Genomic DNA, 13,771 nt, shown 5'->3' with positions numbered 1-13,771 from the left:
CAGTACCAACAAACTCAAGATTTAGCCCCTAAGAAAGCAGGCACCAAGCGAGTGGGCATTTTGGAACAACATCGGCAGGAAGTGATGGCAATTATTACAGAACACCCAGACTTCTACCTGTGGCAGTATCAAGAACTGTTGCGCGAGCGCTTAGGAATCAATGTAAGCATCGTCACGATACATAATTTCTTGAAAAAGCAAGGAATGACTTTAAAAAAAAGACCTACCGCAGTGCAAAAGTCAAAGAAGAGGAGGTGCAAAGAGAACGACTAGCTTATAGTCAAGAAGTCAGGGATATTCCAGCAGAGGATTTGATTGCCCTCGACCAGACAGGGGTCTGGGAGGGAATGGAGCGGGGAGTATCTCGGAGTTTACGTGGTCAAAGGGCTTATCATTATCGTCAGAGATACAAGGGTGAAAAGTATACGGTTATTGGAGCTATTTCCTTGAGAGGTGTAGTTGGCTGTCGTGTCATCAAGGGTGGGATGAAGAAAGGAGATTTTTTGGAGTTTTTGAGAAGCGAGCTATGTCCGAAGCTAGATGCGAGGAAGGTTGTGATTATGGACAATTTGAATATCCACAAGAGTCGGGAAGTTGAGGAATTGATTAGGGGGACAGGAGCACGAATCCTATACCTGCCTGTGTATGCGCCGGAGTTGAATCCCCTTGAGATGATGTGGTCGGTGTTGAAGCATTTTATTCGGCAGCTTTGCAGAATTGGGAAATATAGCATGGAGCAGATAGTGAAGACTTCTTTACTACTGATCAATCCATCCTCCTTCCGAAGTTGGTTTGCTAAGTGCTGCTATTGTACCCCTTGAGCCCTTAACAGGCTGTACCACCCATCAACCTTGCGGGTAACGGTAGCAGTCTTGATCGTAAAACCGTCGGGCAAAGGACGGTGCTGGATCAGCTTAACCGGCCCAATTTTGGGCAGATGGATAAACTTCCCTCGAATGCAGTCCTGCTTCATTTGGGGGAAGGTAAAGGAGCGGTACCGCCCAACACCCTTAAATCTCGGCCTTCCTGCCCGCTTGCCGTTGGAGTCACCTTTGATCCATCTATCAAAGGCCCTTTGTACCCGCCGTATGCAGTTTTGGAGCACCTGGGAATAAATCTCTCGGTATTCAGGAAACAAAGCCTTGGTATTGGGCAAGTCCCGCTGCTGCGAGTACAAGTCGGGCTGCTCCTTCAACTCAGGCAGATGACAGACCGTTAAGGAGCAAGCATGGATACCGCAGCGATTTTGCTCCCACCAGCGGAAGCGCTCCGCCAAGCGATAGTTGTACTGTTTACGCAACAACTCCAGCCACTCACCCATTAGGGCGACTTGGCTAGAAGTAGGGCGCAAGCGGTACTGGTAGGCAATTCGCACATGAGATTACGATATCTGTTCATGAGTGTCTTCGCCATTCATCCCGACCCTGACCGGCCCCCCAGTCCCCCCGTGTACGGGGGGATATAGGGGGGTACAGGGCAGGCCTTCCTGGCGAATTAGGTAAACCTTGAACGCTATGACCTCCGCTTCTGCCCCGCCAGACCTGAAAGCCCACGGCCTTTCCCCAGAGGAATACCGCCAGATCCAGCAGCAACTGGGCCGGGATCCCAACCCCACCGAGCTGGCCATGTTTGGGGTGATGTGGTCGGAGCACTGCTGCTACAAGAACTCCCGCCCTCTGCTAAAGCACTTTCCCACCACGGGCGAGCGGGTGGTGGTGGGGCCGGGGGAAAATGCCGGCGTGGTGGATCTGGGGGATGGGGACTGGCTGGCCTTTAAGATCGAGTCCCACAACCATCCTTCCGCCGTGGAACCCTTCCAGGGGGCGGCCACCGGGGTGGGGGGCATCCTGCGGGATATCTTTACCCTGGGCGCCCGCCCCATTGCGCTGTTGAACTCCCTGCGCTTTGGGCCGCTGACGGATCCCCGCAACCGCCGCCTCATGGCCAGGGTGGTGGAGGGGATCGCCCACTACGGCAACTGCGTGGGGGTGCCCACGGTGGGGGGGGAAGTGGCGGTGGATCCCTGCTACAGCGGCAACCCCCTGGTCAACGTCATGGCCCTGGGCCTGCTGGAGACGCCGGCGGTGGTGAAGTCGGCAGCGCGGGGAGTGGGCAACCCGATCTTGTACGTCGGCGCCACCACCGGCCGGGACGGGATCCGCGGGGCCAGCTTTGCCAGCGCCGAGCTCAAGGAGGACGCGCAGCAGGATCGGCCGGCGGTGCAGGTGGGGGATCCCTTTCTGGGCAAATGTCTCATCGAGGCCTGCCTGGAGGCCTTTGCCACGGGAGCGGTGGTGGCGGCCCAGGACATGGGGGCAGCCGGGATCACCTGCTCCACCGCAGAGATGGCCGCCAAAGGAGGGGTGGGGATCCGCTTTGACCTCGACCGCGTGCCGGCGCGGGAAAGCGGCATGGCGGCTTGGGAATACTTGCTCTCGGAGTCCCAGGAGCGGATGCTGCTGGTGGTGCAAAAAGGCCGCGAGGCGGAGGTAATGGAGATCTTCCATCGCTGGGGCCTGCAGGCCAGCGTGGCCGGAGAAGTCATTGCCGAGCCGCTGGTGGAGATCTGGCACCAGGGATCCTGCGTGGTGAGGGTGCCGGCGCGGGCCTTGGCGGAGGATACTCCTGTTTACGTCCGCCCCCTGTTGCCAGAGCCGCCGGAGTATGTGCAAGCGGCATGGCAATGGGATCCCGCCACTCTACCCCCCTGCGATCGCGAAGGGATTCACCTAGGTCAGGCAACGCTGGCCTGGCAAGAGGTGCTGCTGCAGCTTTTGGCCCGCCCCACCCTGGCCAGCAAAGCCTGGATCTACCGCCAGTATGACCACCAGGTGCAAAACAACACCGTCCTTTGGCCGGGACAGGGAGATGCGGCGGTTATCCGCATCCGCTCCCAAAAATTTGGCGTGGGCGAGGTGCCCCCTCTGCAGGCTGCCCGCAAAGCCATTGCCGCCACCCTAGATGGCAATGGCCGCTGGGTGTATTTGGATCCCTACGAGGGGGCCAAGGCCGCCGTGGCCGAAGCCGCCCGCAACCTCTCCTGCGTGGGGGCGGATCCCCTAGCCATAACCGACAACCTCAACTTCGGCAGCCCGGAAAACCCAGTGGTGTACTGGCAGTTGGCCCTGGCCTGTCGGGGGATTGCCGAGGCCTGCCGCGCCCTGGGCACGCCGGTTACGGGGGGGAACGTCTCCCTCTACAACGAGAAGGGATCCCAGGCCATCTACCCCACCCCCGTCATCGGCATGGTGGGCCTCATTCCGGACTTGAAATTCATCTGTGGCCAGGGGTGGCAGCAAGAAGGGGATCTCATCTACCTCTTGGGATCCCAGGCCGTCACCAGCCTGGGCGGCAGCGAGTATTTGGCGGCAATCTACAACAAGGTCACGGGTCGTCCTGCCCCCGTGGATCTGGAGCTGGAAAAGCGCGTGCAAGGGGCCTGCCGCCACGGCATCCGCCAGGGGTGGGTGCGCTCCGCCCACGACTGCAGCGAGGGAGGGCTGGCGGTGGCCTTGGCAGAAGCCTGCCTGAGTGGGGGCCGCGGCGCCAGCGTCTCCCTAGCTCCTGGATCCCTGCGCTGGGATCAGGCCCTCTTTGGCGAGGGATCCAGCCGCATCCTCGTTTCTGTGGACCCGGCCCAGCGCTCTCCTTGGGAAGCCTACTTAGAGTCGCAGCTCCCCGGCCAGTGGCAGCTTCTAGGACAGGTGGGCGGGCCTGCGGATCCGTTGGTGTTGACAACGGCAGAAGGGGATCCCCTGTTGTCAGTCTCTTTGGCCGCCCTGCAGGGTGCCTACTACAGCGCCTTTGCCGACTAGCCGCCTAGCTCCCCTCTCCCTCAGGGAGAGGGGCTGGGAGAGGGGCCGGGGGTGAGGGGGACTACCTCAAGCTGATTTTGCCTCAGACAAATTCGCCTGGATCACCTCCCGGTAGTGGGACTTGGGCTTGACACCCACCACCTGAGCCACCAGCTCCTTGTTTTTGAAAAACTGCACCGTCGGCGTGCAGGTGACCCCCCCTGCCTCGGCGATCTCCGGGTCTTTCTCGATGTCGATCTCCACCACATGCAGCTTGTCGGCAAACTCTTCGATGACCTTGTTCAAGATCAGCTTGAGGGCATGACAAGGGGCACAGGTGGGGGCGGTGTACTTGACCATCAGCAGGCGATCGCTTTCGTGGTAGAGCCGCCGCAGGGCATAGCTCCCCTCGTGGCAGGTCTGGCTGAAGTCGAGGTCATCTTGCACCTCCTGCTCAAAACTGGCCTCCTCAACAGCCGAGTCTCCCTCCGGCTCTACCTCGACAGCAGAGGCAGAAGCGGGCTCAAGATGGCTTTGAGGGACGACGTGATACTCCTGTGCCAGGCCGTGTTCGGAGAGCCAGCGCTCCGCCAGCATGGCCGCCATACAGCCGGTGCCGGCAGCGGTGATGGCCTGGCGAAACTCGTGATCCTGCACATCCCCGGCGGCAAACACGCCCTCTACACTGGTGGCTACAGATCCTGGGCGGGTGACAATGTAGCCCACTTCATCCAGTTCCAGTTGCCCTTTGAACAAGTCGGTGTTGGGCTTGTGGCCGATGGCGTAGAACAGGCCGCCCACTGCCATCTCCCGAATCTCGCCCGTCTGGTTGTTGCGCACCTTCACCCCCGTCAGGCGCAGGCCGTCGCCCAGAACCTCCACCGCCTCCGTGTGCCAGTGGACGGTAATCTTGGGGTGGTTGAGCACCCGGTCTTGCATGGCCTTGCTGGCCCGCATCTTGCCACTGCGCACCAGCATGTGGATATGGGATCCAAACTTGGTCAGGTAGGTGGCCTCCTCACAGGCGGTATCGCCGCCGCCAATGACCACCAGCTCCACCCCCCTAAACATGGGCATGGCCCCATCGCAGACGGCGCAGGCCGACATGCCCCGGTTCCAGTAGATCTCCTCTCCGGGCAAGTGCAGGCGCTTGGCCGTGGCCCCGGTGGCAATAATCAGGCTGTGGGTGCGCACTTCCCGTTCGTCAGAGCGAACCACAAAAGGCCGCTGGCTCAGATCCACAAAGGTGACGTCCTCGGGGTAAAGCTCTGCCCCCCACCGCTGCGCCTGGGCACGCATGTTTTTCATCAGTTGGGGGCCACTGATGCCCTCGGGAAAACCCGGAAAGTTCTCCACCTCGGTGGTGGTCATCAACTGCCCGCCCGGGATCCCGCCCACCTGAAACCCCTCAAACACAACCGGCTTCAGGTTGGCACGCCCGGCATAAATGGCCGCCGTAAACCCAGCAGGGCCAGAACCAATAATCACCACGTTCTCAACCCGACTTTGCTCTGTCATCCGATGTCGCTCCTTGCTGTTGCTGAAAACTAAACCAAACTCATAACGACTACGTTTTAGCCTAACACGAGCTGGTACCCTCGGCGAGGCTGGAGCTTGTTAGTCCCATTTTCGCTTTCCTCTAGCTAGGGGGACAGGGTTTTGTCTCTGTCTGGAGGACAACAGGGCAGAAACGCCTGGCTGAGAGGCGCGATGGCCAACCTCTGGAGCAGAAGGCCAAAGCCAGGGCAATTTCGTATCAGAAACTACAAAATGCTGAGATCGGCTTTTCTAGGATGGGTGAGCGCTTTTGGCCCATTCAAGTCGAAGCGTGGGGATCCCGTCTACCTTTGATTACCCCAGTCTCAACCGCAACCCAATCAGGAGAGAGTAATGGCATCCACGCCCCAAGATGTGCTTCAGATGATCCAGGACAACGATGTCCAGATGGTGGATCTCAAGTTTGTGGATCTCTTTGGCACCTGGCAGCATGTCTCCTTCCACTCTTCAATGCTGACGGAGCAAGTTTTTAGCGAAGGGCTGCCCTTTGATGGCTCCAGCATCCGGGGCTGGAAATCCATCAACGAGTCGGACATGTACATGGTGCCAGACCCCAAAACGGCCTGGATCGACCCCTTTTTCCAAGTGCCTACCCTCAGCCTCATCTGCAACATCATTGAACCCCGCACCGGCCAGCCCTACAGCCGTTGTCCTCGGAGCCTAGCCATGCGGGCTGTGGCTTACCTGCAATCGACAGGCATTGCCGATACGGCTTACTTTGGGCCCGAGGCGGAGTTTTTCATCTTTGAAGATGTACGGTTTGACCAAACTCAGAACGCCGGCTACTACTTCGTCGATTCCATTGAGGGCCGCTGGAACTCAGGCCGGGAGGAGAAAGGGGGCAACCTGGGCTACAAGCCGCGCTACAAAGAAGGCTATTTCCCTGTGCCGCCCACCGATGCCCACCAAGACCTCCGCACCGAGATGCTGCTAACCATGGCCAAGTTGGGGGTGCCCATCGAAAAGCACCACCACGAGGTGGCCACTGGCGGGCAAGGAGAGCTGGGCTACCGCTTTGCCGACCTGCTCACCTCTGCCGACTACATGATGATTTACAAGTACGTGATCCGGAACGTGGCCCGCAAGCACGGCAAGACGGTGACGTTCATGCCCAAGCCCCTCTTCAATGACAACGGCAGCGGCATGCACACGCACCAGTCCCTCTGGAAAGACGGCCAGCCCCTGTTCTACCAAGAGGGCAACTATGCCGATCTCAGCGAAACGGCTCTCTACTACATCGGCGGCCTGCTCAAGCACGCCCCGGCCATCCTGGCCTTCACCAATCCCACCACCAACTCCTACAAGCGCTTGGTGCCCGGGTTTGAGGCGCCGGTAAACCTGGCCTACTCGCAGGGCAACCGCTCGGCTTCCATTCGCATTCCGGTCACGGGCAAAAATCCCAAGGCCAAGCGGCTGGAGTTTCGCTGCCCCGATGCCACCTGCAACCCCTACATCGCCTTCTCGGCCATGTTGATGGCCGGCTTGGACGGGATCAAGAACAAGATCCACCCCGGCGAGCCCCTGGACAAAGACATCTACGATCTAGAGCCAGACGAGCTGGCCAAGATCCCCTCCACGCCCGGATCCCTGCTGGATGCTCTGGAAAACCTGCAGAAGGATCACGCTTTCTTGTTGGAGGGAGGTGTCTTTACCGAAGATCTCATCGAGGCCTACATCGAGTACAAAATTGACAACGAGATCAACCCCATCAACCTGCGGCCTCACCCCTACGAGTTCGCGCTCTATTTCGACGCCTGATTCTCATCTAAACCATTAGTTCTCGGCCAAGGCTTTTGAACGGGATCCCTTCTTGCTGGAGGGATCCCTTTTTTGTGCCTGCTCTGGTACTCTGGGTGGGGGTGCTGAAGTTTACAGACTCAGGGGGGGTTTGGATGGGATGGCTTATAGCTCTTATTATTTGGGTCCTTATTCTCTTAGGCCTTCTGGCGCTTGTTGTCTATCTAGAGAAGCTAGCTGACTATCTAGAGAAGAAGCGTCGGGAAGCTTTGGAGCAGGTGGCCAGGAGCCTGGGCATGTCGTTTTCAGCAGAGCTACCCGAAGGGATCCGCTCCCGCTTGCTTCAGGCAGGCTTTAAACTATTTGAACAAGGCTACGATCGACGTTTCTACAACTCAATGTCCAAGCGGCTAATCGATGGAACTGAGATCGGTGCCTTTGACTATCAGTATAGGTACCCCAGCGGCAGGGGCAAGAGTCGCAGGATTGTCTGGGGCAAGAGTCGCGGCACTCATTGCCAGTCTGTTTTCTGGGCCTATTGCGAAGATCTACGGCTACCTCATTTTCGGCTACATCCGAATATTCCCCTGTTTCATGACATTGCCAAAGCCTTTGGCATGCAAGATATCAACTTCGAGGGCCACCCTCGGTTTTCCCGCAGCTACCTTTTGCGCGGAGAAGATGAGGCCAAGATTCGCCTGCGCTTCCATCCTAGGTTTCTTAGCTTCTTGGAGCAGCATCCTCCTTGTTGCGCTGAGGGATCCGGGCCGCAGCTTATTGTTTGGCGGGACGACCAACAGGTGAGTCCAGAAAAAATGGCAGACTGGCTGCGCTTCGGGGAAGAATGGGTGCAACGACTGCGGCTGCGTCGCGTTTAACTCTCTGGATCGTCCCTCAAGGCCACTCCCTGGGTATGATGAGAGGAAGAGTTTAAAAAACGTAACGTGTCTTCCTCATTGTCCCAGGCGGTTGTTCTCATTACAGGGGCCACAGGGGGAATTGGCAGTGCCCTTGTGCCTCTCTTGGCCCAGGCCGGAGCCCATCTGGTGCTGGCGGCGCGGCGAGAGGATCCCTTGCGCACGCTGGCGGAGAAAGCGATGTCCCTGGGGGCTGCCTCCGGGCTGGGGATCCCTGCCGATGTGACGGATTACGCTCAGGCGGAGGCCCTGGTCAACCAGACCCTCCAAAGGCACGGGCGGATCGACGTGGTGATCAACTTGGCCGGAGCCGGGATCCTCAAGCCTGCCCAGCACATTACCCCTGTTGAGCTGGAGCGGATGCTGGCGGTCAACCTCAAGGGCAGCTTCTGCACCAGCCAACTGGTGGCCAACGCCATGCGGGAGCAGAAGTCCGGCCATATTCTCAACTTCCCCGGCATTCTGGGCCGCCACCCCATGGCCATGGCCTCGGCTTATTGTGCTGCCAAATTTGGCGTGGTCGGCTTTACCAAGTGCATGGCCGATGAGCTAAAGCGCTTTGGGGTGCGCTTTACCCTGTTTTACTTTGGCGGCATCGACTCGCCCTTTTGGGATCCCATCAGCCTCAAGGTGCAGCGGGACAAAATGCTCAGCCCTGCCACGGCTGCCGAGGCGATTCGCTTTGTCCTGACGATGCCTGCCAATGCCGTGCCCAACGAGGTGGTGTTGCAGCCGGAAAGCCACCAGTTTCTCTAAGGCTTGCCGAGTTCTGGAAGAAATCCCTGCTGCAGGATCCAGAGCTGGCACAAGTCGGTATTGCCAGCGGGAACTTCCCCAGGCAAGAGAGGGTGGGTTGGGGCTGGCCAGATCTCCTTGCGGCCCTTTGGGCAGATTGCCTCCATAATCAGGAAGACGTCCAGCCGGGGGCCTAGCCGATGGAGGCCATACGCTCACTTGTGCAAGAGGAGCCCATCCTCTCCTTTGCTCTGTTGCTGGGGGTGATCCTGGTGGTGCCGCCGCTATTTGAGCGGCTGCGCCTGCCGGGGTTGGTGGGCCTTCTGGTGGCGGGGATCGCCCTGGGTCCTCAGGGACTGAACCTGTTGACTTCAGAGCTGCCGACGGTGCAGTTGCTCTCGGAGATCGGCGTGGTCTATTTGCTGTTTGTGGCCGGGCTGGAGATCGACCTGGAGCAATTTCGGCAGACCCGCAACCGCTCTGCCACCTTTGGCTTGTTGACCTTTGCCATTCCCCTAACCGTGGGCACCGCCATTGGGCGGCTGTTTGGCTTTGGCTGGAACGCGGCCATCCTGCTGGGATCCCTGTTTGCCTCCCACACCCCCCTGGGCTACCCCATCGTCAGCCGCTACGGTCTGGTGAAAAACGAGGCGGTGCTGGTCACCATCGGCGGCACCATCTTCACCGACATTGCCGCGCTGCTGGTCTTGGCGGTCTGTGTCGGCATCCACGGCGGCGAGTTTTCCCTCTGGAGCTTGGTGCGGCTGCTGGGATCCCTGCTGCTGTATGCGGCTGCTGTGCTGTTTGGGGTGGACTGGCTGGGGCAGCGGTTTTTTCGGGTCACCGGCAGCGAAGAGGGCAACCAATTTTTGTTTGTGCTGCTGGCTCTGTTTGTGGCGGCTCTGGGGGCGCAGTGGATTGGGGTAGAGAAGATCATCGGCGCCTTTCTGGCGGGGCTGGCCGTGAACGATGTGCTGCGGGAGGGCTCTGTCAAAGAAAAGATCGTCTTTGTCGGCAGCATCTTGTTCATCCCCGTCTTCTTTGTGGATATAGGGCTGTTGCTTGATCTACGCGCTTTTTTGCAGACCCTTAGCTCCCTTTGGCTGCTGTTGAGTATCCTGCTGGGGCTGGGCCTCAGCAAGTACGCTGCTGCCCAACTCTGTCAGTGGCTCTACCGCTACACCCCGACCCAAAAGCTGATGATGTGGTCGCTCTCCTTGCCCCAGGTGGCGGCTACCTTGGCGGCAACCCTGGTGGGGTACCGCGTGGGGTTGCTCAATGCAGACGTGCTCAACAGCGTGGTGGTGTTGATGTTGGTAACGGCCACCCTGGGCCCAATTTTGACCAGTCGGGCGGCCACGCAAATGGCTATGGAGGAGGAACAGAGTCGGTTCCCATCTCCACCAGGAGTCGCTCCCGCCTCCGCAGCGCCGCCTCCCCAGCCCTACGTGGTCGTGGTGCCGCTGGCCAATCCCGAAACCGAGGAAAACCTGCTGGAGATGGCCTGCCTCCTGGCCAAGCAGGAGGGCGGGCGGGTGGTTCCCCTCTCGGTGGCGACCGGCCACCTGCACATGGACTCTCCCTTGCTGCAAACTTCCCTGGAGCACGGAGACCACCTCCTCAAGCGGGCGACGGAGTTTTGTCGGCCCTTTGGGGTGGAGGTCACCCCTCTCTGCCGCATCGACAGCCACGTGGCCCAGGGGATCAGCCACGCCAGCCGTGAGCAGAACGCCAGCCTCATCGTCATGGGCTGGAGCGATCCCACCCGCTTACAGGCCCGCCTCTTTGGCAGCGTCATCAACAGCGTCCTCTGGGCTGCCCATTGCCCAGTTGCCGTAGCACGCCTGCTCCATCCCCCCCACAAGCTGCGGCGGATCCTGGTGGTGCTGGAAAACTTTCGCTCGCAGACGGCTCGGGCGGTGCGCCTAGCCCAGATCTTGGCCGCCGCCAGCCAGGGAGAAGTTACCTTGCTTCACATCTGCTTCGCCAGCACCCCCGAAAGCGATCGCCAGTGGCTGGAGGCGCAGCTTTTATCCCTAGCCCAACAGCCAGACTTGGGCTACCCCGTCCAGGTCAAGGTCTTGGCCAGTGACGAGGTCGTCAAAACCCTCTTGCAGGAGGCCCAAGGATTTGACCTGGTGGTGCTGCCCTCTTTTCGTCGGCGCAACCCCAGCGGGAGCCTATCCTTCAGCGACACGACCACTCGCCTCCTAGAACGCCTCACCTGCTCTCTGATCATGCTCGGAGAGCCACTGTAAACTGCTCTTCCAAGGGTAGGCCCTGAGGTGGGACTCGATGTATTTGCCTAGTTTCGGCAACAGGGATGTGGTAGCGATAGCTGCTAGCGGGCTTAGAAATGCTGATGGGTGTGGGGGTGCTGCTTGATGTTGTCGGCATCCCTCACTTCCATTGCCGCATTGAGAATCCGCCGCGGCTCAGCGCTGAAATGGAGCTTGAACACCCCCCTCTCTGGCGTGCAGACCTGGTGCAGAGGGATGTGACGAAATTGGGGCTTGCTGCGGTACGTACGGGCCGCCGCTTGTAGCCGCTCCACAAAATCTTCTCCCAGCACCACCCCTGGCGGGAAAACATCGGCGGGCAAAGTCGGGATCCCGTTGTCGACAACTTCTGCGTAAGTAGTGGCGTAGAGAAGGCAGTAGGAAGTGCTGCGGCGCTCTTGGGCCAGGCAATCCAGGGCGGCGGCGGGAACCGACTCGGCCACCAACACCTCCCTGAGGCGACCGTCCTCATCCCGTTGGAAGCAAGAGGCCACTCCCAGAACTACATAGTCCAGCCCCTGGACGGTGCCTGAGCTGAGGTGAGTTTGTGCCGTATCCGCCATCGCTGCCCTCTCCGCGTTGCTGGTTGAACTTTCTTGACCTCAGGTAAGTGCCGGGATCCCATGACAAGACCCGTGGTCCTCACCTTAGCAACAACTTCAGGGTTGGACACCTTGCTCTGGGCAAGCCCAGCCCGCAGTTACCTGGGCCTAAAACTCCTGCCGCGCTTCTAGGGCACGGGCCAGGGTAACCTCGTCGGCATACTCCAACTCGGATCCCATGGGCAGGCCAAAGGCCAGACGGGTCATGCGCAGGCCGGGGGCAACCGGCTTCAGGTAATCTTTAACCACGTGCATAGTGACCTCCCCCTCCACGCTAGGGCTGAGGGCGAAGATCAGCTCTTGGGGCTTCTCCCGCGCCACCCGGGCCACCAGCTCGCGGATGCGCAACTGCTCGGCCCCGATCCCGTTCATGGGCGAGATCAGACCCCCCAAAACGTGGTAAAGGCCCTTGAACTCGCGGGTGCGCTCCATGGCGATGAGATCCTTGACATCGGCCACTACGCACCAGGTCGACGGATCCCTCTGCGGCGAGCGACAGATCTCGCAGGGATCCTCCGCCGACCAGTTAAAACAGATGGAGCAATGCTTAACGGTTTGCTTAGCCTCCAGCAGGGCTTTGGCCAGGGCCTCGACCTCGCCAGCAGGCCGGTTGAGCAAGTGCAAGGCCAGGCGCTGAGCTGTTTTGGAGCCAATGCCGGGCAGGCGCTGCAGCTCCTCGATCAGGCGAGCCAAAGGGCGAGTGTACATAGGAAGCCAGGCTGGCCGGGATCAGCCCAACCCCAACCCCGGCAGGCTGATGTTTCCGGTCAGCTCCTCCATGCGCTTGCGCATCGTCTCGGCGGACTGAGTGTAGGCGTTCACCATCGCCGTCAGGAGCAAGTCCTCCACCACATCCACCGGCTCCTGGAGCACTTGGGGATCCAGAGAGACCTTGAGGGGCTCCTGGTTGCCGTTCACTGTCACCTTCACTAGCCCATTGCCGGCCTCGCCGACGATCTCCATTTCTTCTAGCTCTTTTTGCAGCCTTTGAGCGCCGTCGCGCACCTCTTGGGCCTTCTTGAGGGCTTCTTGGATTTTGCCGAAGGGACCAAAGCCTCGGGTCATGGGATCCTCTTCTAGACACTGCTGTTCTACTCTACCCCTTTCCTCTTGTCGGTAAAAGTACCCGCCAAGCTGGAAACCCAGGTCAGATCGGCCTTTTTAGCCTGGGGTTAACCCTGACGAATTATCCTCAACAGAGAGGGCAAAAGCGTCCCCTGCCTGGAGGTGTCATGGCTCAACTGTTGCAGGATCCGCAGTCGCTAGCCGCCCAGCCCAGCCCCGTGCGCCAAAAGGCTTCTCCCTTGTCCTGGCGGCGCTGGATCCCGGAGCGCTGGTATGTTCACCTAGGCCTGTGGCTGGCCTGTTTGGCGCTGGGGTTTCCGGTGCTGTATGCGCTGATCGTGAGCACCCAAAACAATGCCGAGGTATTTCGCTATCAATTGACCTTTGGCTCCTCGTTGGCCTTTAACTGGCAGCAGGTGATGGTGGCGCGTCACCTAGGCCATTACATGGTCAACAGCGCCATCGTGGCCACGGCCATCACGGTGGGCAAAACGGTTTTGTCACTATTGGCGGGGCTGGCCTTTGTCTACTTTCGCTTTCCGGGCAAGGGGCTGGCCTTCGGCTTTGTGCTCATTACCCTGATGATGCCCACAGAAATTCTGATCATCGCTCTGCTGCGGCTGGTCACCAACCTGGGCTGGGGATCCACCTACTACGCCCTGATCGTGCCCTTTCTGGCCAGCGCCACCTCGACGTTTTTGTTTCGCCAACATTTTTCCAACATCCCCCGCGAGCTGGCGGAGGCGGCTCAACTGGACGGGGCCAACCCGCTGCAGTTTCTCACCCAGGTGCTGATCCCCCTGAGCTGGAACGCCATCGGAGCCCAGGCGGTGATTCACTTCGTCTACGCTTGGAATATGTACCTGTGGCCCCGCTTGATCGTGCAAGGCCGGGAGCGGCAGGTGGTGCAGGTGGGGCTGCAATCCCTGCTCAACCTGGATAGTTCCGCCTCCTATGGCCCCATGATGCTGGGGGCGATCATCGCCAGTATTCCGCCGCTGGTGGTGTTCATTGCCCTGCAAAAGCCTTTCATGAGCGGCCTGGCCCTCAGCCGCGACAAGTAAGTTAGCGAGATCCTCATCCCC

Annotated in this window: 11 protein-coding genes and 1 pseudogene; 7 read left to right on the top strand and 5 right to left on the bottom strand. The window is 59.7% G+C overall.

Going from position 1 to position 13,771, the window contains the following annotated elements; all coding sequences use genetic code 11:
• A pseudogene (locus SYN60AY4M2_RS01470) lies at positions 1 to 821 on the top strand (IS630-like element ISSoc15 family transposase); the annotation flags it as partial.
• Here the strand turns inward: SYN60AY4M2_RS01470 and SYN60AY4M2_RS01465 are convergent.
• On the bottom strand, positions 806 to 1,375 hold the full coding sequence (locus SYN60AY4M2_RS01465; RefSeq protein ID WP_240527912.1) for a helix-turn-helix domain-containing protein: 570 nt from the start codon (positions 1,373 to 1,375) through the stop codon (positions 806 to 808). The pseudogene SYN60AY4M2_RS01470 and the gene SYN60AY4M2_RS01465 overlap by 16 nt on opposite strands.
• Before the next feature lie 139 nt (positions 1,376 to 1,514).
• On the opposite strand from SYN60AY4M2_RS01465, the gene purL reads away from it, so the two are divergent.
• Complete coding sequence (purL, locus tag SYN60AY4M2_RS01460; RefSeq protein ID WP_099812150.1) at positions 1,515 to 3,815, top strand: phosphoribosylformylglycinamidine synthase subunit PurL; 2,301 nt, start codon at positions 1,515 to 1,517, stop codon at positions 3,813 to 3,815.
• 66 nt (positions 3,816 to 3,881) lie between these two features.
• Here purL and trxB read toward each other — a convergent pair whose 3' ends face one another.
• Positions 3,882 to 5,312 (bottom strand): thioredoxin-disulfide reductase, encoded by a 1,431-nt coding sequence (gene trxB, locus SYN60AY4M2_RS01455; protein ID WP_011430211.1) that lies wholly within the window; start codon positions 5,310 to 5,312, stop codon positions 3,882 to 3,884.
• Positions 5,313 to 5,684: 372 nt separating this feature from the next.
• Here trxB and glnA point away from each other — a divergent pair, with 372 nt between their 5' ends.
• The 4 genes from glnA to SYN60AY4M2_RS01435 all read left to right on the top strand — a co-directional run bounded on the left by glnA (position 5,685) and on the right by SYN60AY4M2_RS01435 (position 10,998).
• The gene (gene glnA, locus SYN60AY4M2_RS01450; protein WP_099812149.1) at positions 5,685 to 7,109 is read left to right on the top strand and encodes a type I glutamate--ammonia ligase; all 1,425 of its coding nucleotides are present in this window, start codon (positions 5,685 to 5,687) and stop codon (positions 7,107 to 7,109) included.
• Between the two features lie 275 nt (positions 7,110 to 7,384).
• Complete coding sequence (locus tag SYN60AY4M2_RS01445) at positions 7,385 to 7,966, top strand: hypothetical protein (RefSeq protein ID WP_099813189.1); 582 nt, start codon at positions 7,385 to 7,387, stop codon at positions 7,964 to 7,966.
• Positions 7,967 to 8,032: 66 nt separating this feature from the next.
• On the top strand, positions 8,033 to 8,761 hold the full coding sequence (locus SYN60AY4M2_RS01440) for an SDR family oxidoreductase (protein WP_240527671.1): 729 nt from the start codon (positions 8,033 to 8,035) through the stop codon (positions 8,759 to 8,761).
• Positions 8,762 to 8,961: 200 nt separating this feature from the next.
• Positions 8,962 to 10,998, top strand: coding sequence for a cation:proton antiporter (locus SYN60AY4M2_RS01435; protein WP_240527670.1), 2,037 nt, complete (start codon positions 8,962 to 8,964; stop codon positions 10,996 to 10,998).
• Positions 10,999 to 11,090: 92 nt separating this feature from the next.
• Here the strand turns inward: SYN60AY4M2_RS01435 and SYN60AY4M2_RS01430 are convergent, their stop codons facing one another.
• The 3 genes from SYN60AY4M2_RS01430 to SYN60AY4M2_RS01420 all read right to left on the bottom strand — a co-directional run bounded on the left by SYN60AY4M2_RS01430 (position 11,091) and on the right by SYN60AY4M2_RS01420 (position 12,686).
• Positions 11,091 to 11,582 carry a hypothetical protein gene (locus SYN60AY4M2_RS01430; RefSeq protein WP_099812147.1) on the bottom strand — a complete coding sequence of 164 codons (492 nt, stop codon included), beginning with the start codon at positions 11,580 to 11,582 and terminating at the stop codon, positions 11,091 to 11,093.
• Positions 11,583 to 11,729: 147 nt separating this feature from the next.
• Positions 11,730 to 12,329: a recombination mediator RecR gene (recR, locus tag SYN60AY4M2_RS01425; RefSeq protein ID WP_011430217.1), complete on the bottom strand. Its 600-nt coding sequence runs from the start codon at positions 12,327 to 12,329 to the stop codon at positions 11,730 to 11,732.
• A 21-nt stretch (positions 12,330 to 12,350) separates the two neighbouring features.
• Positions 12,351 to 12,686 carry a YbaB/EbfC family nucleoid-associated protein gene (locus SYN60AY4M2_RS01420; protein WP_011430218.1) on the bottom strand — a complete coding sequence of 112 codons (336 nt, stop codon included), beginning with the start codon at positions 12,684 to 12,686 and terminating at the stop codon, positions 12,351 to 12,353.
• 167 nt (positions 12,687 to 12,853) lie between these two features.
• On the opposite strand from SYN60AY4M2_RS01420, the gene SYN60AY4M2_RS01415 reads away from it, so the two are divergent.
• On the top strand, positions 12,854 to 13,750 hold the full coding sequence (locus tag SYN60AY4M2_RS01415) for a carbohydrate ABC transporter permease (protein ID WP_099812146.1): 897 nt from the start codon (positions 12,854 to 12,856) through the stop codon (positions 13,748 to 13,750).
• Positions 13,751 to 13,771: the final 21 nt, after the last annotated feature.

It is taken from the genome of Synechococcus sp. 60AY4M2 (assembly GCF_002760375.1).
Classification (GTDB): domain Bacteria; phylum Cyanobacteriota; class Cyanobacteriia; order Thermostichales; family Thermostichaceae; genus Thermostichus.
This window is presented reverse-complemented; position numbering and strand designations above follow the sequence as displayed.